This is a genomic window from Hirschia maritima DSM 19733 (assembly GCF_000378345.1).
GTDB classification, from domain to species: domain Bacteria; phylum Pseudomonadota; class Alphaproteobacteria; order Caulobacterales; family Hyphomonadaceae; genus Hirschia; species Hirschia maritima.
Genome location: NZ_KB899545.1, coordinates 92,540 through 118,456, shown reverse-complemented (window position 1 = coordinate 118,456; position 25,917 = coordinate 92,540). Strand labels below are relative to the sequence as shown.

Below are 25,917 nucleotides of genomic sequence, written 5' to 3'. Positions count from 1 at the left end.
AATCATTCTACATCCTGATTTATATATTTAATATCAGAAAAAACTGCAGTTACCGACTCACTCAAAGGTGCCTGCGCGGCAAAGCCTATGGATAGTGGTCCTTCAACGTCAAAATAGAAGGAACGTGCATAATTCCAACTCTCTCCGTCCTCAGAGTATAACAATGTCAAACTATTTGTTTTGCGTTGAACCCTGAGAAATATCCCACTTATCTCTTTATCTGTAGAAAAGTGGTAAGCATCATCGCCTGTTGTCGTGACTACAGTTGATGCCACACCTAAATCACCTGAACGAAACTTTTCAAACAAGAATTTCATCCAATGCTGGCCGTCCTGATAAATCAAGATAGCCGCCCCGTCATAAGCCTTTGAAAATTTGCCTTCAATTTTTGTGGTTAGTGAGAAATCCCCTTCTACATCGAAAAGAATACGGGGAACATTATCTGAATGCAGCTTTCCAATGCTATCTGTAAAAAGGTCTGTTCCTTTTCCGGCTTTGACCACGATCTGTTGATCATCAACCAAAATCTCACCATTCTCATCAAGCAATCGAAACTCATTTGGAATTGGTTCAAATTCAGCTACTGCAGGATGTGACAACGTTATCAAAAATAAGCATAATAGTAGTTTTGCAATACTGCTTTTCATGATCTCCACCAAACTTTTTTAAAACTAAACCCAGCTATCTTAGTCAAACATGTCATTCTCCATGTGATAAAGTCAATCACCGAGAACAATGCCGGAATTATCACATTACGACGTAAATTCGTTCAACATTCACTAGAAAAGTGACGCCCATTCTAAGCTATGAATACCATTCAGACAGCAAGTTTAATGGGCATTAAGTGACTTTCATCCGTCACCACCATCTTCGGCACCAGCATTGACGCCAGCACTGGAAGCGCCTTTCAATGCACGCATCTTGTGAACACTTTCAGATAAGGTCGGTGGATGAATAACCTCCGGCGGCTCTTGTTGTTGCATATAGAGCGTACGACTTGGGAAGGCAAAACCGGTACCTGCCTTCTCAACGATATCGATCAGCTTCAATGCAAATTCTTCTTTGTGTTGCAACCACTCGGTCCACACAGTTGTTTTCGTGAAGCAATAGATCAAGAAATCGATCGAAGAATCATTGAATGAATCAATGTGCACAAACAATGTAGCTTCTGGCGGCTTTGCATAAGCTTCATTGGTATAGAGATACGCCTCAATCTCATCACGGATATATCGAAGCTGTTCTGTCGTTGTGCTGTACTCAACACCGATAACCCACTTAATACGGCGATGTGTCATCCGCGAATAGTTTACAACAGCATTGTCGGAAAACTTGGAATTGGGCACGTAAACTGGAGCCTTATCAAATCGCCGCACCAATGTTGAACGGAAGTTTATCTTCTCAACCGTTCCTTCAACGACGCCATCAACAGCGATCCACTCACCACGCTCCATGCGCCGCTCAACAAGGATCAAAATCCCGGATATCAAATTCTTGAATAGGTCTTGTGCACCAAGCGCAACAGCAACACCAAAAATACCTAAACCTGCTAGAATTGGTCCAACCTGTATGCCCCAAATCTCAAGAATTGCAGCTGCACCCACAAACACACATACGAGCTGGAGTGACTTTGTGATCCAATCAACTATTGCTGGCGAAAGCGTGGATCTTAAACCTGTAAATAAGAATGAAAATCCACCCACGGCGCGATTGAGTGTCCAGAATATTGAAAAGGCAACAAGAGAACGCAGCACCTTATCGACTATGCCTTGAAGGTCATCATTTAGAACAATGACTTGAGAAGCAGCATATACCCCAACAATGATCGGAACCATTTTCAACGGCGCTGCAATTGTTGTGACTAATGCATCATCGAGATTAGTCTTCGTACCTGCGGCAGCGCGAGAGATACCGCGCACAACAGTTCGCGCAAAAATACCGCGAATAATCAGAGCAAATAGCAAAATACTCGTGGCAATAATAATATCACCATAAGTCATCCCGAATGCCCCCTCATCCCAGATGCCCTGAAGATAAGAGATACCCGCTTGAGCTTGCTCAGGTAGCTTTTGAACTAAATTCTCGAACATTTCGTCCCGCCCTGTTCTACACGTACTTTACATCCAGCATGAAGCTGGAGCGAAGTTCACGTGGAATTCGCATTAAAGGTCAAGACTTCATGCCAGCATTTACCCCAAAATGGCACTTAAATCATGGTTATGTTTTAATTCTATGCCGTTCAAAGCATCTTAAGCTCTAGTTCAACCGTTCTTTGGTCGCAGAGAATTTAATGTCAGGGTTTTTCTCAGCCACATAGCCGACGTCCCAAGCATTCTTTCCTAGGAACACAGGTGCGCCATCAATGTCAGTTCCAACATTGGCTCTATTTTTTTCTAGGAATGCATCCAACAAAGCTGCGTCATCAGATGTCACCCAGCGCGCAACGTTGTATAGTGCCTGTTCAAACACAACATCCAATTTGTTTTCAGCCGCGACACGCTCCGCCATCACATCAATCTGTAGCGCACCTACCGCACCAACAATCATGTCCGCCCCAATTGCAGGCGTGAACAATTGAGTTACACCCTCTTCAGCCAAACCCTCGAGCGCTTTACGAAGGTGTTTAGATTTCATCGGATCAATACAACGCGCCCGTCGCAAAATCTCGGGCGCAAAGTTTGGGATACCGCCAAACATGATGTTTCCAGTTTCCGACATGCTATCACCAACACGAAGAGCACCGTGGTTAGGCACACCAATAACATCTCCAGCAAATGCCTCATCAGCTATCTCGCGATCTTGCGCCATAAACATTACGGGAGACGCCACATTGAGCTGTTTTCCAGATGTCGTCTTGAGCTTCATACCGCGCTTAAATTTGCCCGATACCATTTTCAAGAAGGCAATGCGGTCTCTGTGATTGGGGTCCATATTTGCCTGAACCTTAAAAATGAATCCTGAAACTTCTTTGTTTTCAATATCAATGACAGTTTCATTGCCCTTAACCTTGGCTTTCTGCGCTCTTGGCGGAGGTGCATAGGCTGTCAAAGTATCAAGCAATTCTCTTACGCCAAAATGACGAAGCGCGGTGCCAAATACTACAGGCGTTAGATGCCCCTCAAGGAATGATTGATGATCAAAAGGAACACACATTTCCTTTGCCATTTCAGCATTTTCTTCAATTTCAGAAAACTCATCGCCATCCATAAATTCAGAAACCGCAGCTTCATCCATCGCCGTGCGATCTGCACCGCCCACTTCCAGCGCTTCATCAGCAGTGCGTTTCTTGAAACGAAGGAACTCACCCTTTGTAAGGTCCGCCATTCCGCGGAAACGTTCACCTGATCCCTGAGGCCAGTACAATGGCGCACAATCAAGCGCTAGCTTATCTTGAATTTCATCAAGCAATTCAAATGGATCAACAGCTTCGCGGTCCAGTTTGTTGATAAAAGTCACAATAGGTATATCGCGCAGACGACAAACTTCGAACAACTTCAAAGTTTGCGGCTCAATACCCTTAGCTGCATCTAGCACCATCACAGCAGCATCCGCTGCTGTTAGTGTACGATAAGTGTCTTCAGAGAAATCTTCGTGCCCTGGCGTATCAAGCAAGTTGAAAACTAGGTTTTCATATTCGAATGTCATGACAGACGAAGCAACAGAGATACCACGATCTTGTTCAATCTTCATCCAGTCAGAAGTGGTCCGGCGACGCTCACCACGTGCAGCCACTTGCCCAGCCAAACGGATAGCCCCACCTGTAAGAAGCAAGTTCTCTGTCAACGTGGTTTTACCCGCATCTGGGTGAGAAATGATGGCAAAGGTTCTACGACGAGCGGCTTCTTGAGTGGGCGTAAGCGCCATTGGGCATGATCCTGCAAGTTTTAAAAACAAACAGCATCCCATAAAGCAATCCGCCGCAATCGACTAGATTGAAGCGGTTAAATTCCTAATTTTTAGATTTTGCACGACCGCAATCAATCTAAGCTGCACATGCCCAAACAGAATTGTTCACCAAAGCAGGTGATAATGGTTGTCGTTTTTGCAATTGAAATAGGTTAGCAATCACGGGAAGTTGCACTTCTGCCAACCGGATCTGAACTTGCTGAGCAGCCTGTGCATTTGGTGGTTTCACAAACAATGCCGCATTCGCATCAGTATATTCTGAAATCAATGCACCCAATGCCTGCAATGCACCTGGCATTGGTTTTTTGTCGTCTGGACAATGAAAAAATAGAGCCTGCCCCAAGCTTACAGCATGTGCTGTACTCAATTGCTGAAACGGAATTTCAGTTAGCTGATTTGCAGTCTCACGAAGTGTTGTCCGTGGATCTCCAATATCAATCACCTGTGAATTCATCAAAAACAACATCGGGTGTCTCATTCCTTCTAGTCTATGAGAAACTTATACATGAGTATCGTAAATATATTGTTGGAGAACGCGGCAAATTTAAGTCAAATTTGTTAGATTATATATGGGTCACGCAAAAGGGTCATTGAGGACAATCGGTTGCACCTTTTCTTCCAGAAAATGGCGCCCCTCTTTGTCTTCAATTTCTATGATCCAAATGTCTGCATCATAGGATATTCTTTTTTTCAAATATTCACTGGCTTCTTGCTCAGTCATGATGTGATTTTCAGGTCGAATATATTGAAATACAATTTCATCATCTGGGCTGAATGCTCGCCCGATAAGGGAAACATCCCCATTGGGTCGGCGGGTCTTTATAAGTACATCTCCACGCGTTTCATCACCAATTCTCTCAACAGTTGAGTAAGCGCCCGACAAATTCACCCTACGCACGAGAGCATCTACCCAGAGTTTTGTTACAATGCAGAAAGACATGTAATTTCTTCTTTTCTTTTATTGTTTTGTTGATAATTAGAACGCAGCGGAAAAACAAACCTATGTATTCGCGCAGTTGGGGAATTTGGATTTTTTGGTAATGTTGGCATTTGCACCTACTATACTTTGGCAATCTGGCACTTCTGGCAATATTCAGCTATCGCCAGAAAACATTACAAATGTTTTACTTGGTGAATTCCAAAATCAATCCTTTTCGATGCCACAAACACCTCCCACAACAGACCTAAGTATTTTATGGGTTCTTGTTACGGTATTATTGGTTTCGGGCCTATTCTTTTTCTTTAGAGAGTTAATCGCCTCAGCAAAAGAAAAACACTTTAAGTTATCAAATGATGATAAAGCGTTCTTAGCATCTATAGATAACCCTAAAACCTCTGCTCATTCACACCAAGCAGCTTAAAGAGACAAAGTCTCCGCCATAATTAGCTCTTAATTTGGCCCTTTCTTCTCCCGAAAAAATTCATTGATAGTCAATCTCTATTGCGTATAGAACAAGCTATGTTGCGCAATAAACTTCAGTTTCTCTCCCCTCTGGCCGTGTCTATAGGATTAGCTCTTACAGCTTCTTCAGCAGCTGCGCAGGTGGCCGACGCAAACACTGCCTTTATGGAGCGCGCTTCGCTTCGATCTGCTGATGAAAAATGCAAACTATTGTCCGATAAAGAGCGATTGGCTCTGGAAATGGGATATTGGCAAGCCCGCACTGCACTTCTTCGAGGCGGATTCTCGATTGATGAAGTTGAAGCCTTACATGACGAATCTCATTCCTACGCAAATTCAAAGGAATGTGATGACGAACGCCTAACCACCGCCAATGAACGTCTGAAAGATGCATTTTTAGCGTTTTCGCGGACGCCTTTCTATGAATTTCGAGGCGGAATAAGACTATGGACCGCCACAAGAACTCTAACGGATGTATGGGCCGCTTATCAGGAAGACCCCGAAACATCTGTTAGGTTTGGTCTTATTCATGTTCCACGCGCAAGAGATCCGCTTGGGTTTGCAGTTCCCGGACAAAAAAGGCCGCCAGCAAAATTGTCGACTGTAAAGAGACTTTTGATAAATCAACAACCTCCTTCGATGGCTCGTTTAATCGTGCGAGACAATGAGAAATCACCAACCCCGTGGATTGGTGGTTTGTTTGGCTCTTCTAAAGGATTATCGCCACCACCAAGGTCAATGTCTAAAAAGCTCTTGGCATCTGGACGAGAGATCGTAGACGCCCCGCCCTATGAAGACGGAAATAAAACCCAAGGGGCTCTTTTCTTGTTTGACGATCGCGCCATGAATGCCGTCAATCTGCTTGATCCACGCGAAACGATAATCGTTGAATTCATTCCCTCTGATCGAGACAAGAGTTCCAAAATCGTTAGAGCAACGTTTGAAGTTGGAGATTTTCGAGCTGCCGCAGCTTTTAGCGCAATAGCAAGAGACACAGTAAAAACAAATTAGCCTTCAAAGCTTAAATGTAGTGTTGACGGTTATCTTTCCAAATTCGTCTTCTACCATTGTGTATGATCGTATTCTGGCAATCCCAAGTCCTCACGAACGCCATCATCATGTTTCAGCATATGCATAACGGCTTCTTTTTCAGGGAGATCAGTGCGCAACCAAGAATAGCTAATGCTTCCACCGCAGACATATAGTGAATTTGGCTGCTCAAACCGGTCAGCCATTGCTTTCATCAACCGGTAAAACTCTCGTGGAGTTATCCCTTCTCCAATGATAGCGCTTTGATCTTTTAGAAGAATCAAAAGTCGAAAATCATCTTTCGGCTCGAAGGCAATTTCATATGAATCTTCATCTTCTCTACGGGACGTTGTCGTCAACTGACTATCAATGATTTCGAACATCTCATTAAAATCAAAATTTACATTTCCAGTCACATGGTTTTCTTTGTCCCAAGCTCCAACCGAGAAATGATCTCGTTCATCAAACAGGCTTGTTAGGTAATCACGGTCTGGCTGAGAAATTTCCGACATTGAGCTTTATTTGTCACCCAAACTTTTAAATAAAACCATGCTGCCAATGATGACGAGCATTCAAACAGAATGATGCCCTATTCTTGCGAATGTTTACCTTCTTCAGGGAAGAATACTGAAATAACACTTCCCTCACCAGCTTCAGAATCGAGTTGCATGTGCCCGCCATGAAGTTTTGCAAATGCGTTTGCAACCGAAAGGCCTAATCCTGTTCCCACCTTGTTAGCTTTATTTGCTGCCTCAGTTTGTACAAATGGTTTGAGAATATCTTCGAACACTTCAGGATCTATTCCTGCCCCAGTGTCTTTCACACTCAACCAAGCACCGCTTTCTTCATCTTCACGAACTGTAATCGCAATCGAACCGCCATGAGGCGTAAACTTAATAGCATTGGAAACTAGGTTTTGAGCTATCTGGCGTACAGCCCTCGGGTCCGCAAATGCCTCAACATCTTTGCTCTTACTTGAAACACTTAATTTCACTTCGGATCGTCTTGCTTGGTCGGACAGAAAACGCACCATGTCCCACATTATTTCCGTGAGTGAGACCTTTTCCGGTCGAATTTCGTAATTCCCAGATTCGATTTTTGTCAGGTCAAGCACATCATCAACAGTCAATTGAAGGGACTTACCCCCTTCATGAATCATCTGTGCATACTCTTTGTACTTTTCTGGAAGTTCACCATACAGCTCTTCCTTCATCACCTCTGAAAACCCTAAAATCGCATTCAAAGGCGTACGCAGTTCATGACTGGTCTTTGCATAATAAAGTGCGCGTTGATCCAACGTTCTTTCTAGATCTGCGTTTTTGTCCTGCTCTTGACTAAATTCTTTTCGGGCGTGTGCTAGTCTCTGCGAAGATGTTTCCAGCCGATTGACCAGAATTTCTTTTTGCTTTGATAAACGCGATATCTGATGAGAAGCCTGCTCCCGCACTCTCGCCAATGTTCCTGCAGAATTGTCAGCCAGTTGGATTTTACGCACCAATGACGCCATATATATCAATGAAACCAAAGCAAACATAGCCGGCGCAGGATTTAACAATTTGGGCTCTATGGGTAGAAATCCCATCCTCGACAACAATGCAGCAAGACAAAACCCCAAAACTGAGAACGCGCTAGCCTCAATCGCCTGTCTCTTTCTTCCAAGCGACAGCGCTGTCACGACCGGAATAAAGAACGCTACTGAAACAGCCGACACAGCTCCACCAGTTGCAGTGGCACCAATCATCACCACAACTATCCAGACGGCCATTTCCAATTCATGTGATGTTTCACCTTGCAATTTCGACGTCATAATCTGAGCAATTGCAGGCAAAGATACGATCGCGCACACAAAAGTGCTCACCAATAAGCTAGTACCGCTAATCCATAAAACCAGAAGAATAACAAGACACAACAGAATCCAAGTCGCGCGTTGCTCAGTCACTTCCGAAGGTGTCAAGACAGTGTTAACTGCATTATGTTGGATTATTTTAATCATCGTAACTAGCCTTAAACGATTATGCAGATAGAGTAAATTTGTTGCGTTAAAATATGATGATTTAAAATTGAATCATCGAAGCAGTATCACCCCACTGCTTCATCTAAATTGAAACCGAGAGGATCCCCACTCATGCGTCTTACCCGTTGGTTCCAATGCCTTACCATCGCTACTCTTTCCGCAGGGATTGCTGGTGCTCAAACTGTGCAAACCACGAAAGTTAGCCAGCCGGGCAACAATGTACAACCTACTTACGCCAGTACACAATCTGCAAGATCAGGACCATCAGCATTGGTGACATCTGCTGCAGCAACTTATGCAACCTACCAAGGTGATGTCTCTCAAGTAAGAAACAGAGCATTCTCTTCTCAAGGTGAAATCGAACAACGCCTTAATGAATTAGGTGGACACAACGCGACCAAGCTTACATCGGGATGGATGTCTTATTCGGCTCTTGTGGCCGCCCAAAACCGTGAGTTTGCAAACTCTGTTCGTGAAATTGAATCTTATTACGGTCGCGAACGGTTTCTAAATGGGCTTCGTAAATCCCCCGGTTACGCAACAACACTAAAAGGTGGTGACAAAGCACTTCAATCTGCTCTAGCTGCTGCGGAAGCTGATGCTAGATACATTTCAAGTGCGGCTTCTTTTATGGAATCACAAGAAGCACACCTGCAAAATCAATCTTGGGTTAAAGAACGCATCCGTGACGGTGCCCAGCGCGCCACCAAGCTAAAGTCCATGACATATTCAGGTCGTCCGGTTTCTTCGACTGCACGTAACATGTTCAACTCTTCAAACATCGGAAGCATCCTTGCACAAGCAGGACAATCCAATGCATGGGAACGCGCCAGAAGCATTGCAACCAACGCACCAATGTCAGCTTTTTCTTCTCTGACTCAGCGTCGTTATTCAGTGAACCCAGCACGCACAGAGACAGCTAATCACATGGCTTCACTTGCCGCTTATGAAATCATCGGTGCTTCAAACACATCTGACATCGGTTTTGTGAAAGCTATGAATGATCGACGCGCGAAAGATTGTTTTGAATTTGCTCAACAACAACTCAATCAATGTGTGGGAACCCAATCAGACCATTACGGCCTTCAGGCTTGTATGCGCAAGCACGCTGTTTCTGACATTGGTGAATGTGTTGGAGACGTTGCCCAATAAGCAATGAAACCGATTAATCGCATTAAATAGACGATTTAATTGTAGAAAATTCAAAGGCCCGCTTGCAAGTTACGCTCGCGGGCCTTTTATATGCCTCATGACAAATGCTACCCCTCTTGAAGAAGCCGCAAACGAATTGCGTGAAGATTTTGAATTCCTAACTGATTGGGAAGACAGATACGCCCACATCATAGACCTTGGAAAATCATTAGAGCCGCTCAGCGATGCCGAAATGAACGATACCAACAAGGTATTAGGTTGCGCCAGTCAGGTCTGGCTTGTCACAGAAAACAAGGAGAATGGAACTCTACATTTCAGGGGTACATCAGATGCAATTCTTGTCTCGGGCCTGATCGCCCTGCTTCTGAATATCTATTCGGGCAATACACCAAAAGACATCTTAGCGTTCGACGCCCAAGCCTTTTTCTCCAGCATTGGCGTTGATGAAGCCCTATCCCCCCAACGCTCCAACGGCTTCAAATCCATGCTCAACCGTATACGTTCGGATGCTGAAGCTGTCTAAGATTCTCGTTAAGAGATTGAGAGGCAATTTATTTCTAACCCAAAGCAGACATTCAGCTTAGGGGCGCTGTCTGTTTTTTAGTTCAGTAAATTGCGCCTGAGAAACAATACTCATGGCTCGATCCGACATAGGTCTTATGTTCTTTCTGGCAGGTAAATCTTTGGGGGTTTTTACGTTTTTAGCTAACCCCACCCAGCTCAACAGACAAATAAAATACCAACCAAGATCAATTTGTTCAGGGTATAATCCATGTTTCGCTGAGCTTGGAAACGCATGGTGATTACCATGCCAACTTTCGCCCATTGTTGGAATAGCCAACAGTGGAACATTATGTGCCTGGATTACTGCGCCATCAACTTCCCAATCACTCGGACCTCGCGTATGAGCAAAATATGATATAGCCCAATGCATTGTCGTACATGCCGCAACTCGAACAAAAACGCCCCATACTAACCAAGGCATGCCACCCGTAATGTAAAGTATTCCGGCTATTGGCAATTGTTGCAACATCCACGTTCTATCCAAAAAATTATAAAACCTGTCGTCTGAAATACCTTTTCCTGCATCAAACTTAGGTGGATTTTCTAAAACCAGTTTTCCATGGAGATAGAGTAAGCCATCTTTTAGAAAACTATGTTCATGACGGAGGAAAGAATGACAATCTGGTTGCCTTTGCGCCCAATCTCGGCTGTCATGAAGTTTGATAGTCCAAATAGGCCCCCCCATCCCGACAATCGTTCCGATGTAAACGAGAACCCGTTCTAGCCATTTGGGACAATCAAAGCTCTTATGAATAAGTCTTCTGTGAAAACCTACTGAGTGACCAGCGCACAAGGTGATCGACGTTAAAATCAAAAACATGAAAAGAGCCGATGCATTGAAGTGAATTGGAGCGAGAATTATTGCTCCCATGAATATCACTGTGTTCCAAATTGAACGCGGAGCATCCCAAACCACTTTTCCTGCAACTGGATCCGCAGTTTCCAAATTTGAAAGAGAATTTACCTTAAAAGCGCCTTGGGCTGCGTCTTGGACAGACTTTGACATTACATTACTTCTCTCAGGAAAACGGAATTAACAAAGTAATCTGCGCTCTGCTGAACTGCATATTCCTGCATAGGCGCAAAATACCAAGCTGGATCAAGTAAGCGGTCATAGGATATACTTAATGAGATTTTTGTTTGACCATTTTCTAATGGCTCAAACCCAATATCCGTTCCTTTTACTTTCAAATATTTCGACAAATAGCTTGTATTTTTTACGACTGAAGTTTTGACATGCTGACTTCCAACTTCATCAATTTTTAAGTGAAATTCCCCCTCATGAATGTTTGTGAAAAACCACTTTTTGTAGATGAATTTTAGCTTATGAATGTCCCCATCTTGAAGTGATCCAGCTTCAGTTTCTATTGGTAGTGGAAAAATAGAAAGAAACCATTGGCGTTTTTTTGGTAATTCTATTGGCTTGGCCAGATTGGATTTGAGTGTGCCTATGTCCATGTCAACAATAATTTCATGCTGAATGTAACTTTGTCGTTCAAAAGTGGTTGAGGGAGATAACCCTTCAATCGCAAGAACAGCAACGCAGATTGGAATTATGCTGGATTTGAGGGTTGTATTTCGGGATTTTCTTCTGTCCAACCAATCAGCAAATTCTTCACATAAATATCCTAGAGTCACAAAAACATAATAAATAGGGACGAAAAACAGGACACATATAAAACCTTCAAAAAGGAATGCTGAGGTCCCGAGGAAGATAATAGTTGCTATTTTTATGTGGTATAAAAAGCGGCCAAAATTACTATGACCTTCAGGGCTTGGAACAAACTGAAAAATCAAAATTGAAACCAAAAACGGGACAGCAACATACAAAAGCGCGGAGTTTCCAAAACTAGAATCAAGTAAAATTCTGATACCAATACTGCATGCTCCCATGAGGAATAGCACGTAGACCCATTTAGGTGGCTTTAAAGTAAACAACTGCTTCCCCCTCCAAACTCCAATAAGCTTTGCATCTTCCTTATATGTGTTGCAATTGTCTATATGGCCGCATTGCCTCAAGGGCCATTAATAGCCTCTCTTTACCTCCGTCCACCAGCCAACTCCATTTCATATGCTCTCGCTAAATTATCCAAAGCATTCGCTAGGGTTTTTCCGGCGTTGCGTGTGGGAAGGTCGAATTTCAATTCGATCCGGCTCAATGAATAGTGCGCCAGACAGGCTGCATCAATTAAGGCGAGCTCCTCTTTGAGGAGACAAGTTTGTAGTTGCTTAAGCCGCATCTTGGCCTGCATTCCCCTTCCATGCACACCAACTTGATGTACTCCCTTCCTGTGCGATTGCACCTGCGCAACACGATCCCAATTCATAACCTGCCCTGCTACGCTCATGCTTATTTCTACATCGGTTATATAATTTTGTGCGGCATTTATCATTCTTGCATCCAGCGGTCCTTTACCATTCACCGCTTGCGAAACGAGATATCCAAATCCGGATTTCCCAGAAGGAACATGGGAAAAACTGTTTATGTTCTCTTTGGCTTCATTAGCGATATTCACATCTGCAAAACCAGCGTCATTCCATTGATAGCTTGCCTCTTGCCTTCCCTCTAATAAAAGTCCGGCTTGTAGTATTTGCTCAAATTCATCCTCGCTGACACCAAACAAAATTTTCCATCGCCCGCTTTGATTGGAGCGCAAGCACCAATCTGCGCTCTTCTGATCGCCCTGCCGCATTAAATATACATTGGGTCTTTGCATTGCCCGCCTTATACGACGCAATCTTGGTCCGGAAATTCTCACGCTGACCAACCAATCAATGCGGCATCATTGGTGTGGGCGCAGCTCTCGCAGCATTTTCCAAAGCTTCCAGCATTTCATCAAACTTTGGGTCATCCCTCTTATCTTCAATCAAATGACAAGCGTGCGCAACGGTCGATCTATCTCGCAAAAACACATTCGCTACACGTGCTAAGCTCAGACCAAATGATACATGCGTTAAGTACATTGCCACTTGCCGGGCCAATGCGACTGTTTGTAATCCACGTGTATTTCCGAATAGTTCTTCCTGGCTCACGTCAAATACATACCCTGATAAAGACCCCGCTAAACGCGCTCTTGCAAAATCTTCTGACTGTCTAATGAATTGCATTCCAACCTCACTTTATACTTTGATAAAAGCATAATGCCCTAACCTCATCACTGTAGGATTATATTCCTTTTCAAAATGCTTTCAATCCTAATTGTGATCATTTTCTTAGCCAAATCTCATAAAAACGGCACAAAAAAAGCGATGCATAACATCGCTTTTAAAGAAATAATTCCCATTGTGTAGGATAACTAGGCGGCTCTGCCGATAGTCCTATTCATAGCATATCTAGGCGCTTCAGCTTCCAGCATTGAATGATCAATCATTCTATCGTGGCAGATTAGCTGCGTGACTTCTCCCGATCTATCCATAACCGGAAGGCGCAACCAAAAGTGAATTGTATTCTGATCCAATTCATCTGTTCCTGAAACCGGTTGTCCCGATGCGAAAGCAGTTTTAATTGCTCGAACGCCACTTTGAGAATTGGCCAGTTTAGGAAATTGAACCAATCGATGCCCTTTAGTCTCTCGACCGAGCATTTTTCTGATTTCAGATCCGGAAAGTCTAAAGAACAAGTCAGAATCAATTTTTTCTAGAACAGATATATAAGCCAACTCAGAAATAAATTGAGCTGGCTTCATTGCATCACGTGAAGCAATTTTACCATCGCTAGAATTAGCGACCCATTCATTGAGAAGCGTCATTTGCCCCGCAAGGTCAATATGCGTATCGCCCGTTATCATAAGTGCCCCATGCCCTGTTGATTCGGAATATTTATCTATATTCATCGAATATTCAGGTTTTGGCAAGTGTTAGATCCAGTAAAGATGAATCTGTTCTAGTATTAATGATTCTATATTTTGTTTCGGATCCGAATTGATCTAATTAACTTATTGTTTACTTCTTGTTTACTTTTTGGCTTGGCCTAGCCCCATACGCTTAGCCAAATCAGATCTTTGCTTTGCATAATTGGGAGCAACCATAGGATAGTCAGCGGCCAATCCCCACTTCTCACGGTACTCATCGGGAGACATGTTATAACGCGTGCGTAAATGACGTTTCAGGGACTTGAACTTCTTTCCGTCTTCAAGACAGATCAAATAATCATCATTAAGAGATTTTCGTACAGAAACAGCAGGTTTCTGATCAGCTTTCACTTCTTTGGGTGAGCGACTGTTTAGATCGTTCACTACATTGTATGTGTTTTCAATCAAGCCTGGAAGGTCGGCGACCGGTACTGGATTATTTCCAACATAGGCTGAAACTATTTCTGAAACTACACCAATAAGTGCACCTTCATTTTCAGCTGCGATCAAGATTTCATCGCTATCTTTAGTCATTTTGTACTCTTTACGTTAAGCTTGATAATTTGAAACAAGCAAATTCTACATGTCAGCGCTAATGTAAAGAGTAAGAACTGCTAAAATAATTAGTGATACTTCATTTATATCAAGAAATTAATTTAACAGCTCATCAAATAAAGACAAAACTATATTGCAGATATAATTGAAACGACAATAACTAACCCAAGAACAAGGGCAGCCCACACAGCCATTGAACCACTTGGACCACCTTTACTTAGGATGCCCTCAGGACTGAATGCATGCGTCAAATAGGTGTGCACTCGCCCACCTAACTGCTTCCAACCATTGGCCATTGCAGGCCCTGCACGGCCCCACACATCTCCCGCCCAAGTCGCAACTCCAAAGCCTAATCGACGATATGTCCAATCGAAGTCCAACACGACACCAGGTTTCTCAGCTGGATAAAGTCCAAATCGCTTCATCAACACGAATGCCAACATCGCCAACACAAGCAATTGGAATTGTGTAATCACGTGATCCCACGTCCACAAATAATGGTCGAGATAATAAAGGGCTTCTGTTTGATATGGGAGGTTCGAATAAAGCCATCTAGCGCCACCAAGGCCCGGGAAACCAACTGCAATACAAATAAAGGCTGAGAATCCCATTGCGACCAACATATTGAATGGTGCTTCTTTGGGGCGCTTACCCGAATCATGTCCGAAGAAAGCAAAGTATGGAATCTTGATTCCCGAATGCTCCAACACCCCAGCGGATGCAAACAGCAGCATGCACCATACAATCACAAACCCTTCATGCCCCACAGAAGACATGGTCATGGATTTTGCTACGAAACCGGAGAATAGTGGAAATGCCGAAATCGAAGCAGCCCCGACGAGACAAAATAGAGCCGTTAACGGCATGGTTCGCCACAGACCGCCAAGTTCAGAGGCTTGTGTCGTACCTGTTCGATGCATGACCGCCCCCATACTCATGAACAGCAAGCCTTTATACATGATGTGCGCAAAAGCATGTGCCGCAGCCCCATTGAGTGCGTAGCGACCATACTCCGTATCAAGATTTGCAACACCAATCGCACAAATCATGAAACCAACTTGGTTGTTCAGTGAATACGCCAGCACTTTGCGTAGGTCGTTTTCGACGACAGCAAAGAAAACAGGGAAGATTGTCATCACCGCCCCGATGTAAATCAGGATGTGTTCGCCCGGGAACATCCGAGCAAACATGTAGACCGCCAACTTTGTTGTGAATGCAGACAATACCACAGCACCAGTGGGCGTTGCTTTTGGATATGCATCCTGCAACCAATTGTGCAGGAATGGAAACGCCGCCTTGATACCAAAACCAAGGAAGATCAACCAAGCTCCCTCTTCTTCAAGCGAAATAGCCCGCAGAGACAGATCTCCGTGGTTTCCAAGGAAATACACAGCACCAAATAGAAGCAATACACCAGACAATATCTGGATTGCTATATAACGCATACCGGCTTTGTAAGCAGCCTTCGTTCCTGTTTGCCAAATCAGGAAGACGGAAGAAACCGCCGTCAGCTCCCAGAAGAAGAAGACAGTCATCAAATCACCACACAAAGACGCGGCGATCGCTGCCCCTGCATAGATTAATGCGCATGCATCTTGGAGCGGGTCTTTATTGTGTAATGAATAGATAGAATTGATTGTGGCTGCGATCAAAAATGCCAAAGCAAAAATGAATGACAATGAATCAACGCGATAAGTTATCGCTGTCAGATCCATGACACGCATAACACCGTGGTCAACACCAAACTCAGACAATGACACCAGCATGATTAGACCAACAATTGGTCCACCAATTGTGATTATTGCGCGCAACACTGGCACTCGAAGAAAGTATGCCAATACCCCTGCAAAGATAACTGCAAAACCTGGATTTACTTCCGTTAGAAACTCAAAGGACATTATTTGCCCTCCTTACCTGCATCAACCGAAGTCTCATCTGCATCCAGACCTTCAAGGTCACCATAATAGTTTTCATCTTTGCGAAGTAACTTCGCCAATGGCCAACCACACAACACCACAAAACCAAAAGCAAAGAACCCATACAGCCCATAAAACATGGGCATATCTGAAAACTTAATCGGCTTATATGCATGTTTCATATGCTTTGCAGCCAACACAAAATCTGCAGCAAACAATCCAATAGCAACCAGGATCAAGCCAACCAAGAACAACATTGGAGTTGCTTTGGCTTCGGTCCAACCAAACAGTAGTTTGGCAAGCGGCGTCGCGTCATCAGAACTTTTATTCTGGTTCATATCATTGCTCATGGACGGCTCCCAAATACTGGAAGAAGGAAGTCATAAAGAGTATTTATTCCGAAAAACATCACTACACACAAAACAGCTGTTATTGCAGGAGGAATAACTGCCAATGGCGGTGTCCCGCCTTCCCTTTTGTAAGCTGCTGGTTCTGGAGCCCCTTTAGGCGGCATCAACGCTAAAATTGCGATAGGAATGAGATAGATTACATTCAGGATCGAAGACGCTATCAGTGTCCACGCGACATATACTTTGTCCGCTTCCAAAGATCCAACAATCAACTGGTATTTCGCCCAGCTTCCTCCCATTGGAGGTACACCAATAATCGACAACGCCCCTACAAGGAAACACGTGAACACGATTGGCATTTTTCGGCCCAATCCACGCATCTCCGATATATTGCCTTTGCCAGTCGCAACATAGATAGCGCCCGCACACATAAACAAGGTGATTTTACCGACAGCGTGCATCGCAATCTGCAACCCTCCTCCCATCATAGCGGCACCCGAAGCAAGCATTGCTCCAACTGTCACATAGGAAAGTTGTGATACTGTAGAATATGCAAGACGCGCTTTTAGATTGTCTTTTGTCAACGCAATCAAAGACGAAACAATGATTGTAAAACATGCGACCACCAGCACAATTTCTTGACCAGGCAAACTACTCAAATAATCCGCACCAAAGATATATGTAGCAATTTTTAAGACCGCGAATACACCCGTTTTCACAACTGCCACGGCGTGAAGTAAAGCCGATACAGGGGTTGGCGCAACCATCGCATTTGGAAGCCAGAAATGGAAAGGCATAATCGCAGCCTTACCTATTCCAAACACAAACAAGAGCAGCAAAACAGAACCAACAAACAAAGACGCATGGCCGTTTAGAATACCGCCTTCAATGAAATCTGTTGTTGCGTTCGCAGCAATAAACCCGTCAGGCGTCATTCCTGTGACAACATAAGTTCCGATTATTCCAACTAGGAACAACCCCACCGATGTTCCTACCAATGTCTTCATATAGATGCGACCACCACGCAAAGCGTTTTCATCGCCCTTGTGTGTCACCAACGGGTAAGTGGAGAATGTCAGCACTTCATAAAATACAAAAAGCGTGAACAAATTGGCTGAAAATGCTGCGCCCATTGCGCCGAACAATGCGATACCAAAGCACATATAGAAACGCGTTTGATGTTGCTCTTTATTTCCGCGCATATAGCCAATGGAGTAAAGCGAATTTACGCCCCAAAGGCCGGATGCAATACATCCAAACAGAGCACCTAAAGGTTCAACTTTAAACGCTATTTCAAAGCCCGGCATTGCCTCAGCAACATTCCAGACCAAGACTTGTCCATCATTGACGCGCATAGCGATTGAAAGGGCTACAATGAACAAGCTAATCGCGCTCAGCATTGTAACAGTTTCGCGCGCGTCTGGTGCACTTCTAAAAGCCCAAACAGCAATAGAACAGAATAATGGTATTCCAAGTGCTAGTTGAATCAGGAGTTCGTTATTCATTGCACACCTCCTGCACTAGCACCTAGCACGGCTTCCGCACCTGCTTCGGCTAATCCCAACGGTAAGCTTGAGTCGAAGAAGAAATAAATGTTGAGGCCAGCAAGAACCCAAAGCGCGAATAAAATCACCATTGGTGCTTCTTTGATTTCAGGCGCTCCTTCATCCGGCTTCATCAAGTAAGCTGCCTGCAATAATCGGCCGACATAGAAAAATGCCAATATTGAAGACGTTGCAATAACGACAGCCGCCCACCACCAACCATTGATGACAACCGCATCATACAAACGCAGTTTAGATAGGAAACCGACAGTCAATGGAGTTCCCATCAATGAGAATGCAGCAACAGTAAAACCAGCTATCGTCAAAGGAGCCGTTTTGGCCGCGCCTTTGAAATCACAAACTCTCCAGACATTGGAATGCAATGCGACCGCTCCAACGGCCATGAACAATGCACCTTTCATCAAGGCGTGATTGGCAAGATGGAACATCCCCGCTGATAATCCCGCAACGGTTCCAACAGACAAGCCAAGCAACATATAGCCAACTTGCGCCACCGAAGAGTATGCCAAAACTCTTCTAACATCGAGCTGGAAGATTGCTTGGAATGAGCAAAACAGAATTGCCAAACACGCAGCAGGTGCAAGCACATAATTCATCGCTGCAACGACGAAGTCCCAGTTGGGGTCGTAGACTGTAAATATGAATCTAGCCAATGCATAAAAGGCAGCCTTAGTCGCTGTTGCAGACAAGAATACAGTTACAAAGCTAGGCGCATATGCATAGGCATTCGGCAACCATTGATGCAGCGGGAACATGGCTGCTTTGAGCCCAAGCCCAACAACGATAAAGCCAAATCCTGCTTGAACAACACGCGAGTCATCAAGTCCATTTAGCCGCTCTGCAATGTCCGCCATGTTCAGCGTACCAGTTGCCGCATAAAGGAAACCAACACCAATTACGAAGAAGCTCGCTCCAATTGTTCCCATGATGAGATAATTGAAGGCAGCAGTAAGTGCACGTCGATCACGCGTCGCGCCCAAGCCCACCAAAACATATGTCGCGATAGAAGAAATCTCTAAAAACACAAACAGGTTAAACGCATCGCCTGTCAGCGCCATTCCCATTAAACCTGCCAGACAAATCTGGAACGCTGTATAGAAAAGGGGTTGTTTTTCTGTCCTGATTTCGCGGGCTACAGCTGGCTGAGCAAACAAAGCCGACATCAGCGCCATAAAGGAAATTAGTATAACAATTAGAACATTCAGGCCATCGGCGCGGAATTCAATTCCAAGCGGCGGAGCCCATCCACCCATGTGGTAGGATATTACACCTTCCCTAGCTACATCGGACGCCAACACCAAAGACATCCACACTGTAAATGCAGAAGTGAGCAAAGCCATGCCCCAAGCAAAACGTCCATTTGGTGCAAACACAGATGCGGTCGACATCATGAATGGCGCAAGTACAAGCAGCACTGGCGCGTGAACAGCTAGCGCTTCGGGCGCTAGATGAAGGTCTGCAAACATATTCATGCTTTTTCACCTTCCATTTCACCAGCTGCAATATCTGCAGCGTTCACATCATCCATCTCAATGGTTCCATATGCTTCGCGGATGCGCACAACCAAAGCCAAACCAACAGATAATGTCGCAACACCAACAACGATTGCAGTCAGCATCAATACGTGAGGCAATGGGTTGGAGTAGATGACTTCAACTGCGCCATGCGCTGCGTCTGCTCCATGTGACGCTGTATCATGGGATAATTCTTTAGCGGAATGAGCAACATCCTGAACAGTTTCATCACCGTGATGAGTTAACTCAACTGCTGGCTCCACGACATCCGCCAGAACAGCTTCTTCACCAAGTGCATCCCCAATGTGAGAGGCATCGGCATGGCCTTCTGAAGGTTCGATGTGGTAACCGTTTTCATGAACCTCGCCATGAGATGCTACTGCTGCTTCAGGCCCATGCGCAGTTGCATGATCTCCATGTGTTGTTTCATCACCATGTTCATCGCCGTGATGACCTCCGCCGACAAAAATTGGAGCAGTTCCTCCAGCAACTTTACCAAGTGTGACGTAAAGTACGATGACTGAAGTTTGAAAGATCGAAAGACCAACAAGGCGTTTGATGAGGTTTTGGCTCTCAAACAAAATATAGAGCCCTCCCATCATCAACAAAATGATGATCCAATAATTATAATGGTCCAGTACGAATTGCATGTTTTACCAGTCCTCGTCCCGAATCTCAGGCACGCGGCCTGCAAATGCATAAAATGCTGTAATCATCACACACGCCACAGCGACAACAACGCCGACCTCAACTCCGATAATTCCAGTAATCTGTGGCCAATTATGATGACCGTGGTGCGCCCCCTCAACAGGTGGACCAAATATGTAGTCATAATCGAGGAAATCCCCTCCATTAATCATACAAATAATACCGGTCATACCGTAAATCGCGACACCAATAGCAGCACCAGCCCTCGCCCACACGGGTGGGAATGCTGTCATGGCTGCTTTTAACCCAAAAATCAGCGCATAAAGCATGACAGCCACCGCAAAGATCACCCCGGCCTGGAAACCACCTCCAGGTGAATACTCTCCGTGGAAATGCACATAAAAAGCAAAAATAGCGATCAGTGGAATAAGGAATTTAGAGACGACACGAAGAATTAAGTGGCTATCATCACTAAAGTTTTCATCCTGCTCTTCATCTTTACCGCGCCAATCAGAGGCAGCGCGAGCACGTTCACCAAATCCGATGAGCAATATCACTGCAACCCCTGCCGCAAATACCACTACAGTTTCACCAAAAGTATCAAAACCACGGTATGATGCGAGAACCGCAGTTACAATGTTTGGTGTTCCAACATCGGAAGGTGTAGCCTCGATATAGGCCTTTCCAACATGGGCATTGGCAGGTGCTTCAGCCGAACCAAACACCGGTAAATCAACCGACGCATAAACCAGAGCAGCTCCAGTCGCTAACACAACGGCGAGCGGTGCCCAACGTTTTTTAATCGGTTTTGAAGGCTTAGCTGTACGTACCGTTAGCAGCATAGCCGCAAGGAAAAGCGTTGTTGAAATTCCTGCTCCTACAGCTGCTTCCGTAAAGGACACATCAACGGCATCCATTGCTTGAAACCAAGCTGCTGACACGAGTGAATAAACACCCCCCAGCATCACGATGGCAAACAGACTACGCAATCGTATAATGGCGATTGTAATAACGCCAAGCATTGCCATCAGAACAATATTCGCAATGAGAACAGAAGGACTAAAATGAGCTTCCATCGGATTATTCCCTATCCTCTTGTGCTCTTAAGGCCTCTTGGCCTTCAATTTTGATTTTCTGCCCCGTCCATTTACCGAGGAAAGGCTCTAACCCGGCTTTCATTGCACCGTTCGCAGCAGCGTTTGAAGCTGTTGGGCTTGTGAACATAAAGAATATCCAAATGCAAAGCAGTTTGAAGGATACTAACGACCAGCCACCAATCAACATCAATCCGAACAAGACGAGTGTTGCCCCAAGTGTGTCGGTCACAGATGCTGAATGCATACGCGTGTAGAAATCTGGAAAACGAAGCACACCTATTGAACCAGCTGCAGAAAATACAGCTCCGGTCAGCGCTAATGCAGATCCTACAAATACACGTGCCGCTTCCAAGTTTTCGGGCGAGAATAAAGATGTATCAGCCATGTCCCTATTCCTCTCCTTGAGCGGAATTTTTTGAAGCAACCAATGGCACACCAAATGACCGATATCTGAAGAATTTAAGGATTGCGATAGTCCCAACGAAATTTATCATTGCATACAACAATGCAATATCCAGAAAATCTGGACGCCCAGTCACGAACCCTAAAAAACCAAGTAGAAGAACTGTTTTGGTTCCAAATGAATTGACCGCCAGGACACGGTCATAAAGCGTTGGCCCCATAATGGCGCGCGCTAGAAGAAGCGCCATCGCTGCAATAACAGCAAGGGTAGCAGCTACAAGCATGTTCTATCTCTTTCCGTCTATTGCTTTTGCGGTTCTCTGATCCATCTCATCGAACGAACCAGGGGCAACGTCTTTCGCGTAGAGCCCATGTACGATGAGCTCGTCACCTTCCATATCAATTGTCACCGTTCCGGGAGTGAGGGTTATGGAATTTGCAAAAGTTACTTTTGCTAAATCAGATTTACATGTGGTCTTTACACGCGTCATTGCAGGTTCAATGTCAGGGGTTGCTTTCAGAGCAGCCCGAACAACAACCATATTTGCCTTGATGACTTCTCCACCTAGCCAAAACCAATAACCGATAGCACGCGGCATTCGCATATAGGGCGACGCTTCAACATCGAGAATTTTCAATCGATGGCAAAACCATAGAACGAAGATAATAGATCCAATTCCCATATGCAGAATTGGAAACTCCAAATGGCCGGAAAGTCCAAACCAAAAGAGTGAAACCCCGAGGGTTAAGCCCAGAAAATACGCCATCAGACCCGTTTTTTTATCTAGGGGATGCAGTTAGATTCCATGAAAGAATCTACAGCCCCATACTTTAGTATTATGAATTAGTTACCCAGAATAAGGTAATTTGACCAGTCCTGATTGCTCAAAACCTGCTAGAGGTGCAATTACCGACCGAAAACAAGACGTCCAGCGCGGGCCGCTTGACCAAAATGCTCAGCGCCATGTTCTAGGTCTAGAGTATTTTCATCTAGCATTTCTGGTGAAAAGGCTGAACTCAACGACCAGTTCCAATATCTCAAAACAGTTTGAGCCTTCGCTACTGCGAGAATTTCGTATGTTTCTAAGACATACTCAAAGTGCTCAACAGGTGCGTCTTTACGGCTGATCGGACGTCCAAGAGCAGCCCATAGAGCCTTAAAATATTGACGCTTTAACCCGACTGCCTTTGCCAGCACCGCTATACCTTCACCGCTAGGGTCAGCAAAGATCTTTTGACCTGTTAGAGGTTTTATTCCGCACAAATAAGAGATTTCATCTATGGCCTCTGGGCTGTGGCCATTCTTAAGCATTTGCGCAATAGCGTCTTCAAGATTTTCATATTGACTACGTTCGATTGCTGATCGATTTCTCTGCCGTCGCTCAATTACCTGGAGAGCTTTGCGAACGATAGGATCTTTCCAATCTTCTTTTGCAGCTTCAGAGAATATATCTGAGCACATATCAATCAAAACTTCGCGTTCTGCAGAAAACCTCTGCAGAATCATTCGCCGTGTTTGTTTATCAGACCACCAAAACAGCACCAGCGCGTGTGCTGGTCTCAATTCTTGACGTCGTAACAATAGAGTACTCAATCGTTCGATGTTGCGACTAAGAGTTACCAAGCGATCAATAGCTAATTCAGAGATTACAGCACGATCATTCATTAACAAACGTGCAATTGCTTCTGTGTCACGACTTTGAGAAATAGCGTCACTCAAACACGAACCAACATCTTTACGCCCAGCGATAGCTTTACGGTGATGAGCGGCTCCGGACACAACTATTGTCACGAGGTCAGATTGATCAAACGCCTCTGAATTTTCAAGCAATTCACTTGAAACAGAAGCAACGTCCTGCCCCAAAAACCTAAGAACGCGTGTCGGAGCTTGAGACATATTCATCAATCGCTTCGCACAAACTGCCCGCTCTTTCTCGTTGGCGTCGATAAGCATTTCCAACAAAAGATCACCTGCAATTGCTCTATCTTGAGCACTGGATGCAGAATCCGGAAGTGCAACAACATCCGTCAGCCGACGCAACAACATGCGTCGAGATTTGTAATCCTCTTGGGGTTCTACTTCGTGGTTTAGGCCATCGGCCATAGCATGCCTCGCGATTCTTGATCGCGATATTGTACTTCAATCCGTTAATCAAAAGTCATCAATTTAAAGAAAATCAAAGTTTTTGCCTTCGAACATACAGCCTGTAACGACGCTAATTAAAAGTACGGCGGCGTTTTTTGCCTGGATGAATAAACATCAATAGCCCTGCCGCCGTTGTCATTGCAATCATCAGATAAAACTGACTGGCACCATCTGTTTCCTCTCCTCCGATAGCCAGAGGGATCTCTTGACCAAGAAATGATGTAGCGTACGCACCAACCAATACACCCGCAATAACAAAGGTAAGAAACGCACCAAAGCGCCGCGTAAAAGGCAAAAACAGCATCAATGCTGCAAATGCTTCAAGCATTCCATAGACATAACGTCCTGTTGGCTCAAACAAAGCAAGACCAGTCGTGTCAGCCAAAATTGAGAAGACCACGTTCGCTTTTTCAGGATCTCCAAACAATTTTGCATCCGCGGAGAACGCGAGCACAATGATAAGGCCAATAGCCAACAACCATCCCAGAAATGATCTCACACCGCGCATTGCATTTAACCTCTTCAGCCACTCGTTTTGAGGTAATACCCTCCAGACCATAACACAATGAAAATGTGATAGCGGTGTGACGAATATTGTTGAAAATGGGAGTATCTAGAATATTTCTTTCAAAAACAATATGGTCAATAAAATCAATTCTAAATTACATTTTCCATATCTTTTTAAAAACAAAGCTGACTTTGCCTGCCGCACTCCCTCTTGTTCAATGCTCAATTAATAGGTCTATATTGAAAGTTCTTATGCTTTTTGGTTAGTAATTGCCAATCCATCTACATCGCCCCTACGTCACATTAATTTAAAACGTCACTTGAATATCCCCTAGATAATGTCGTAGTGCTGACTGTACAGTTGGAACATTTTACAACCACAAGTATGCACATTTTCGGGAGTGACTTTTAAATGGAACTACAATTCTCTGAACTCCATGAAAAAGTTGGGCAAGAAATTGGAACGTCCAATTGGCTTGAAATCACCCAAGATAGAATCAATAGATTCGCAGATGCCACGGGGGACCACCAGTGGATCCACGTCGATGTAGAACGTGCAAATCGTGAAATAGGTGGAACAATAGCCCACGGATATCTCATCCTTTCCCTGCTTCCCGTTTTTTTTAATGAATGCCTGACCATCAATGGAATGTCTCGCATTGTAAATTTCGGAAGCGACAGGGTAAGGCTAAAAAACCCGGTCAAGGTAGGAGCACGCATCAGGCTGGTTCAATTTTGTGAATCCGTTAAAAGTAGTGCTGGCGGTAAGATTGTGAAGATCAAAAACACAATAGAAATTGAAGGTGAAAAGCGCCCCGCCCTCATCGCTGAAACCTTACAAATAGTGTATGGTGATGAATTAGTCGGAAAAGAAAACACAGCCGCAGTATAAGGCCAGTAAAATGACAAACGACAATTCTCAGGAAGAAAATAAAATCAAAAACGCACTGACGCCCGAACAATACAAAATTGCTCGGGAAGAAGGCACAGAACGCGCATTCACAAGCCCTCTAAATAATGAAAAACGTAATGGTGAATACCATTGCGTAGTCTGTGATACGGTTTTGTGGTCATCAACACACAAATATGATTCAGGGTCTGGTTGGCCAAGCTTCTACCAACCTGCATTCGATGATGTGATCAGTACAGAACAAGATTTTAAACTAGCTATGCCACGTGTCGAAGTAAAATGCGCAAAGTGTGGTTCCCACATGGGTCATGTTTTTGAGGATGGCCCGCCACCTACAGGCCTAAGATATTGCATCAACGGAAGTGTCTTGAAGTTTGTTCCAGAAGAATAGC

At 44.5% G+C, this 25,917-nt stretch carries 30 protein-coding genes; 6 read left to right on the top strand and 24 right to left on the bottom strand.

All coding sequences use genetic code 11. The annotated features are described in order from the left end of the window. Positions 1–2 precede the first annotated feature (2 nt). The 5 genes from F551_RS0105895 to F551_RS0105875 form a co-directional block, all read right to left on the bottom strand. A complete protein-coding gene (locus tag F551_RS0105895; protein ID WP_018996569.1) occupies positions 3–647 on the bottom strand; it encodes a DUF1349 domain-containing protein in 645 nt (214 codons plus the stop codon). Positions 648–851: 204 nt separating this feature from the next. Continuing rightward, complete coding sequence (locus F551_RS0105890) at positions 852–2,087, bottom strand: mechanosensitive ion channel family protein (RefSeq protein WP_018996568.1); 1,236 nt, start codon at positions 2,085–2,087, stop codon at positions 852–854. A 166-nt stretch (positions 2,088–2,253) separates the two neighbouring features. Further along, positions 2,254–3,861, bottom strand: coding sequence for a peptide chain release factor 3 (locus tag F551_RS0105885; RefSeq protein ID WP_018996567.1), 1,608 nt, complete (start codon positions 3,859–3,861; stop codon positions 2,254–2,256). Between the two features lie 118 nt (positions 3,862–3,979). After that, complete coding sequence (locus F551_RS0105880) at positions 3,980–4,369, bottom strand: hypothetical protein (RefSeq protein WP_018996566.1); 390 nt, start codon at positions 4,367–4,369, stop codon at positions 3,980–3,982. A 108-nt stretch (positions 4,370–4,477) separates the two neighbouring features. Beyond that, positions 4,478–4,843 (bottom strand): DUF1491 family protein, encoded by a 366-nt coding sequence (locus tag F551_RS0105875; protein WP_018996565.1) that lies wholly within the window; start codon positions 4,841–4,843, stop codon positions 4,478–4,480. A gap of 100 nt (positions 4,844–4,943) precedes the next feature. Here F551_RS0105875 and F551_RS0105870 point away from each other — a divergent pair, with 100 nt between their 5' ends. Then, complete coding sequence (locus tag F551_RS0105870) at positions 4,944–5,264, top strand: hypothetical protein (RefSeq protein ID WP_018996564.1); 321 nt, start codon at positions 4,944–4,946, stop codon at positions 5,262–5,264. A gap of 98 nt (positions 5,265–5,362) precedes the next feature. Beyond that, the gene (locus F551_RS0105865; protein WP_018996563.1) at positions 5,363–6,316 is read left to right on the top strand and encodes a hypothetical protein; all 954 of its coding nucleotides are present in this window, start codon (positions 5,363–5,365) and stop codon (positions 6,314–6,316) included. Positions 6,317–6,366: 50 nt separating this feature from the next. Here F551_RS0105865 and F551_RS0105860 read toward each other — a convergent pair whose 3' ends face one another. Together F551_RS0105860 and F551_RS0105855 are read right to left on the bottom strand one after the other, a co-directional pair. Beyond that, positions 6,367–6,846, bottom strand: a complete 480-nt coding sequence (locus F551_RS0105860; protein ID WP_018996562.1) for a hypothetical protein — start codon at positions 6,844–6,846, stop codon at positions 6,367–6,369. 77 nt (positions 6,847–6,923) lie between these two features. Then, positions 6,924–8,327 (bottom strand): sensor histidine kinase, encoded by a 1,404-nt coding sequence (locus F551_RS0105855; RefSeq protein ID WP_018996561.1) that lies wholly within the window; start codon positions 8,325–8,327, stop codon positions 6,924–6,926. A 132-nt stretch (positions 8,328–8,459) separates the two neighbouring features. Between F551_RS0105855 and F551_RS0105850 the strand changes: the two genes are divergently transcribed. Continuing rightward, on the top strand, positions 8,460–9,500 hold the full coding sequence (locus tag F551_RS0105850) for a hypothetical protein (protein ID WP_018996560.1): 1,041 nt from the start codon (positions 8,460–8,462) through the stop codon (positions 9,498–9,500). A 97-nt stretch (positions 9,501–9,597) separates the two neighbouring features. Further along, positions 9,598–10,023, top strand: coding sequence for a SufE family protein (locus F551_RS0105845; protein WP_018996559.1), 426 nt, complete (start codon positions 9,598–9,600; stop codon positions 10,021–10,023). Between the two features lie 57 nt (positions 10,024–10,080). Here F551_RS0105845 and F551_RS0105840 read toward each other — a convergent pair whose 3' ends face one another. From F551_RS0105840 to F551_RS0105755, 17 genes are all read right to left on the bottom strand, one after another. Beyond that, positions 10,081–11,070 carry an acyl-CoA desaturase gene (locus F551_RS0105840; RefSeq protein ID WP_018996558.1) on the bottom strand — a complete coding sequence of 330 codons (990 nt, stop codon included), beginning with the start codon at positions 11,068–11,070 and terminating at the stop codon, positions 10,081–10,083. Continuing rightward, positions 11,070–11,861 (bottom strand): hypothetical protein, encoded by a 792-nt coding sequence (locus F551_RS0105835; protein WP_155825815.1) that lies wholly within the window; start codon positions 11,859–11,861, stop codon positions 11,070–11,072. Before F551_RS0105835 ends, F551_RS0105840 begins: the two co-directional genes overlap by 1 nt. 242 nt (positions 11,862–12,103) lie before the next feature. Continuing rightward, a complete protein-coding gene (locus F551_RS0105830) occupies positions 12,104–12,781 on the bottom strand; it encodes a DUF6456 domain-containing protein (RefSeq protein ID WP_018996556.1) in 678 nt (225 codons plus the stop codon). 55 nt (positions 12,782–12,836) lie between these two features. Beyond that, complete coding sequence (locus F551_RS0105825) at positions 12,837–13,172, bottom strand: helix-turn-helix domain-containing protein (RefSeq protein WP_018996555.1); 336 nt, start codon at positions 13,170–13,172, stop codon at positions 12,837–12,839. A 188-nt stretch (positions 13,173–13,360) separates the two neighbouring features. Continuing rightward, on the bottom strand, positions 13,361–13,897 hold the full coding sequence (locus tag F551_RS0105815) for a PAS domain-containing protein (RefSeq protein WP_233355217.1): 537 nt from the start codon (positions 13,895–13,897) through the stop codon (positions 13,361–13,363). A gap of 120 nt (positions 13,898–14,017) precedes the next feature. Continuing rightward, a complete protein-coding gene (locus F551_RS0105810) occupies positions 14,018–14,449 on the bottom strand; it encodes a MucR family transcriptional regulator (RefSeq protein ID WP_018996552.1) in 432 nt (143 codons plus the stop codon). Positions 14,450–14,598: 149 nt separating this feature from the next. Next, complete coding sequence (locus F551_RS0105805) at positions 14,599–16,368, bottom strand: Na(+)/H(+) antiporter subunit D (protein WP_018996551.1); 1,770 nt, start codon at positions 16,366–16,368, stop codon at positions 14,599–14,601. Beyond that, positions 16,368–16,736, bottom strand: a complete 369-nt coding sequence (locus F551_RS0105800; protein ID WP_018996550.1) for a hypothetical protein — start codon at positions 16,734–16,736, stop codon at positions 16,368–16,370. The genes F551_RS0105805 and F551_RS0105800 overlap by 1 nt, the downstream gene beginning before the upstream one ends. After that, the gene (locus F551_RS0105795; RefSeq protein WP_018996549.1) at positions 16,733–18,241 is read right to left on the bottom strand and encodes a monovalent cation/H+ antiporter subunit D family protein; all 1,509 of its coding nucleotides are present in this window, start codon (positions 18,239–18,241) and stop codon (positions 16,733–16,735) included. Before F551_RS0105795 ends, F551_RS0105800 begins: the two co-directional genes overlap by 4 nt. After that, positions 18,238–19,773: a monovalent cation/H+ antiporter subunit D family protein gene (locus F551_RS0105790; RefSeq protein ID WP_018996548.1), complete on the bottom strand. Its 1,536-nt coding sequence runs from the start codon at positions 19,771–19,773 to the stop codon at positions 18,238–18,240. Before F551_RS0105790 ends, F551_RS0105795 begins: the two co-directional genes overlap by 4 nt. Further along, complete coding sequence (locus F551_RS16325; protein WP_018996547.1) at positions 19,770–20,465, bottom strand: cation:proton antiporter subunit C; 696 nt, start codon at positions 20,463–20,465, stop codon at positions 19,770–19,772. Before F551_RS16325 ends, F551_RS0105790 begins: the two co-directional genes overlap by 4 nt. Before the next feature lie 3 nt (positions 20,466–20,468). After that, positions 20,469–21,539 (bottom strand): DUF4040 domain-containing protein, encoded by a 1,071-nt coding sequence (locus tag F551_RS0105780; RefSeq protein ID WP_018996546.1) that lies wholly within the window; start codon positions 21,537–21,539, stop codon positions 20,469–20,471. Positions 21,540–21,543: 4 nt separating this feature from the next. Beyond that, a complete protein-coding gene (gene mnhG, locus F551_RS0105775) occupies positions 21,544–21,945 on the bottom strand; it encodes a monovalent cation/H(+) antiporter subunit G (RefSeq protein WP_018996545.1) in 402 nt (133 codons plus the stop codon). Positions 21,946–21,949: 4 nt separating this feature from the next. Beyond that, on the bottom strand, positions 21,950–22,246 hold the full coding sequence (locus tag F551_RS0105770) for a monovalent cation/H+ antiporter complex subunit F (RefSeq protein ID WP_018996544.1): 297 nt from the start codon (positions 22,244–22,246) through the stop codon (positions 21,950–21,952). A 3-nt stretch (positions 22,247–22,249) separates the two neighbouring features. After that, positions 22,250–22,729 (bottom strand): Na+/H+ antiporter subunit E, encoded by a 480-nt coding sequence (locus F551_RS0105765; protein WP_026296678.1) that lies wholly within the window; start codon positions 22,727–22,729, stop codon positions 22,250–22,252. Between the two features lie 140 nt (positions 22,730–22,869). Then, positions 22,870–24,066, bottom strand: coding sequence for a DUF2336 domain-containing protein (locus F551_RS16320; RefSeq protein WP_018996542.1), 1,197 nt, complete (start codon positions 24,064–24,066; stop codon positions 22,870–22,872). Between the two features lie 112 nt (positions 24,067–24,178). Next, positions 24,179–24,616, bottom strand: a complete 438-nt coding sequence (locus F551_RS0105755; protein ID WP_018996541.1) for a hypothetical protein — start codon at positions 24,614–24,616, stop codon at positions 24,179–24,181. A 411-nt stretch (positions 24,617–25,027) separates the two neighbouring features. Between F551_RS0105755 and F551_RS0105750 the strand changes: the two genes are divergently transcribed. Both F551_RS0105750 and msrB read left to right on the top strand, forming a co-directional pair. Continuing rightward, positions 25,028–25,507, top strand: a complete 480-nt coding sequence (locus F551_RS0105750) for a MaoC family dehydratase (RefSeq protein WP_018996540.1) — start codon at positions 25,028–25,030, stop codon at positions 25,505–25,507. A gap of 10 nt (positions 25,508–25,517) precedes the next feature. After that, positions 25,518–25,916, top strand: a complete 399-nt coding sequence (gene msrB / locus F551_RS0105745; RefSeq protein ID WP_018996539.1) for a peptide-methionine (R)-S-oxide reductase MsrB — start codon at positions 25,518–25,520, stop codon at positions 25,914–25,916. The last annotated feature ends 1 nt before the right edge of the window (position 25,917 follow it).